Annotated in this window: 3 protein-coding genes; all 3 read left to right on the top strand. The window is 63.5% G+C overall.

The features are described 5' to 3' along the window. On the top strand, positions 1 to 139 hold a 139-nt coding region (locus AC5DC2_RS21930; RefSeq protein ID WP_491700019.1), incomplete at its 5' end, for an aldo/keto reductase. Between the two features lie 106 nt (positions 140 to 245). Further along, a complete protein-coding gene (locus AC5DC2_RS21935; RefSeq protein WP_491700017.1) occupies positions 246 to 1226 on the top strand; it encodes an aldo/keto reductase in 981 nt (326 codons plus the stop codon). Positions 1227 to 1703: 477 nt separating this feature from the next. After that, positions 1704 to 2969, top strand: a complete 1266-nt coding sequence (locus AC5DC2_RS21940; RefSeq protein ID WP_491700018.1) for an ABC transporter substrate-binding protein — start codon at positions 1704 to 1706, stop codon at positions 2967 to 2969. The last annotated feature ends 109 nt before the right edge of the window (positions 2970 to 3078 follow it).

The raw sequence follows: 3078 nt of genomic DNA on the forward strand, positions 1-3078 counted from the left end.
GCTGCCGATCCCCGGCACCTCCAAGGTCAAGCATCTGGAGGAAAATGTCGCGGCGGCGGACATCGTCCTCTCCGATGAAGAGTTTGCCGCGCTTGACGAGGAAGGCAAGAAAGCCTTCGCCGAAAAGAACGCCGCCTGACCAGGCCTTCCCAGCGCCGCCGGACCTCCGGCGGCGTTTTTCTTTGACAGGACAAAGCCGTCGCGTCACCTTCGCGCTACGCCCGCAAACCGAGGATCCCGAGAAAATGGACTATGTGAAGCTCGGCCGCACCGGCCTCGATGTCTCCCGCCTCTGCCTTGGCTGCATGACCTATGGCGCGCCGGACGCCGGCGCCCATCCATGGTCGCTGACGGAGGAGCAGAGCCGTCCCTTCATCCGCAAGGCCGTCGAGGACGGGATCAATTTCTTCGACACCGCCAATGTCTATTCCGCCGGAACGTCGGAGGAAATCGTCGGCCGCGCGCTGAAGGACTTCGCCCGGCGCGAGGAAATCGTCATCGCCACCAAGGTGATGAACCGCATGCATGAAGGTCCGAACGGCATGGGCCTGTCGCGCAAGGCGATCATGCAGGAGATCGACAATTCGCTGCGTCGCCTGGGCACCGATTATGTCGACCTCTACCAGATCCACCGCTTTGACTACGGCACGCCGATCGAGGAAACCCTCGAGGCGCTTCATGGCGTGGTGAAGGCCGGCAAGGCGCGCTATATCGGCGCTTCCTCGATGCATGCCTGGCAGTTCGCCACCATGCTCGCCACCCAGAAGGCCAATGGCTGGGCGAAATTCGTGACCATGCAGAACTATGTGAACCTGCTCTACCGCGAGGAAGAGCGCGAGATGCTGCCGCTCTGCAAAGCCGAAGGCATCGGCGTCATTCCCTGGAGCCCGATGGCGCGCGGCCGCCTGACGCGCCCCTGGGACACGACCACCGGACGCTCCGAAACGGACGAATTCGGCAAGACGCTTTATGCCGAAACGGCTGAATCCGACCGCAAGGTGGTCGATGCCGTCGCCGCAATCGCCAATGAGCGCGGCGTGCCGATGGCCCGCGTGGCGCTCGCCTGGGTGCTGTCGAAGCCCGAGGTTTCCGCCCCGATCGTCGGCGCCTCCAAGCCGCATCATCTTGATGATGCCGAGGCCGCGCTGGCGCTGAAACTGACGGCGGAAGAGATCGAAAGGCTTGAGGCGCCTTACGTGCCGCATCGCGTGGTTGGCTTCAAATAAAGCCCGGCAACCCCGCGAACCGGACGAGGCGATCCGGTATTGCCTAAACAAAACACAGGCCTGCGACATATTGTCCACACCACGCCAGACTCACGGTTGAGGCCGGGGGAACTTTCGTGTTAATGAAGCGTTCACTAAAAGTTGTGTCCCTGAAACGGGACACGGCGGGGAGGCCACGATTGCCCCTGTACGGGGAGGGTACAGCGGCAATGCCGTAAACGCCGGACGGCGCATTGCGCCGCCCTGAGCGACGGGTGGCCCCCGCCAGCCAAAAAGCCGGGCCGCCGATGCGGTCCGGCGGCCGGCCGCTCCCCGAGGCGCATAGCATTCGTCTCCCCAAGGCCTGCCGAGCGCGACGGCGCCGATCAAGCCGTTGTCTGAACATCCCTCCCCGACAGCCGTTTCCGCGGGTGGTTGCCTCCACTCGCCTTCCGCCTCCTCACCGAGGCCCGCACTGTTCAAATCGGAGGATTGACGATGAAGAGAACCGCCCTGGCCCTTGCCACACTGATGACGACCGCCGCCCTGCCCGCCGGCGCCTTTGCCGCGACAGAGCTCTCCATGTGGTATCACGGCGCCGGCAACCCGACGGAATCGAGCATTCTCGAAGGGATCGTTGCCGATTTCAACGCAAGCCAGGACGACTGGGAGGTCGTGCTCGAAAGCTTTCCGGAAGATTCCTACAACAGTTCCGTTACCGCTGCGGCGCTTGCCGGAAACCTGCCGGACATCATCGACGTCGACGGGCCGATCATGCCGAACTGGGCCTGGTCCGGCTACATGCAGCCGCTGCCGATCGACGAAAGCGCGATCGAGGGCTTCCTGCCGGGCGCCATCGGCAGATGGGACGGCCAGATCTATTCCATAGGCCTTTGGGACGCGGCGCTGGCAATGATGACGCGCCAGTCCACTCTCGACAAATACGATATCCGCAAGCCGACGCTGGACGACCCTTGGACGAAGGAGGAATTCGACGACATCCTCGTCAAGCTCAAGGACAGCGGCGATTTCGAGTATCCGCTGAACCTCGGCATGGCCGACAACGGCGAATGGTACACCTATGCCTTCCTGCCCTTCCTTCAGTCCTTCGGCGGCGATCTGGTCGATCGTTCCGACTACCAGACCGCGGAGGGCGTGCTGAACGGTGAAGAGGCGATCGCCTTCGGCGAATGGTGGCAGTCGCTGTTCGAGCGCAACCTCGCGCCCGGCACCAGCCAGGACCCCGCCGACCACCAGAACGGGTTCATCGACGGTTCCTATGCCATCGACTGGAACGGCAACTGGACGGCGCGCGCCAAGCTCGACGCCTTCGACGATGTCGTCTTCCTGCCCGCGCCCGATTTCGGCAACGGCCCGAAGATCGGCGCGGCAAGCTGGCAGCTCGGCGTCTCCGCCGCGTCAAAACACCCGGAAGGGGCCGCAGCCTTCATCGAATTTGCCCTCCAGGACAAGTATCTCGCCGAATTCTCCAACGCCATCGGCCTTGTTCCGGCGACCGAAGGCGCTGCCGCAATGTCCGAATACTACAAGGAAGGCGCGCCGCTTGCCGTTTTCTACGGCCTGTCCGACGCGCAGGGCACGCTTCGGCCCGTAACGCCGGGCTATGTGGTCGAGACCAGCGTGTTCCAGAAGGCGATTTCCGACATGGCCAACGGCGCCGATGTCGCCGACACGCTCGACGGCGCGGTCGACGAGATCGACACCGATATCGACCGCAATCAAGGCTACGGCCACGACGGTTGAGTTGCAGGGGGGCTGACTTCGGTCGGCCCCTTTGTTTTGTTGGGGAAGGGTTAGCGAAGGCGTGATGCCCCCCAATCTCCCCCCTTGAGGGGGAGATCGGATCCTGGCC

Source organism: Martelella sp. (assembly GCF_984369615.1).

What these genes read in the sequence shown, in the direction of transcription:
- AC5DC2_RS21935 (WP_491700017.1), top strand. Translation starts at nt 246, where the DNA reads ATGGACTATGTGAAGCTCGGCCGCACCGGCCTCGATGTCTCCCGCCTC.
- AC5DC2_RS21940 (WP_491700018.1), top strand. Translation starts at nt 1,704, where the DNA reads ATGAAGAGAACCGCCCTGGCCCTTGCCACACTGATGACGACCGCCGCC.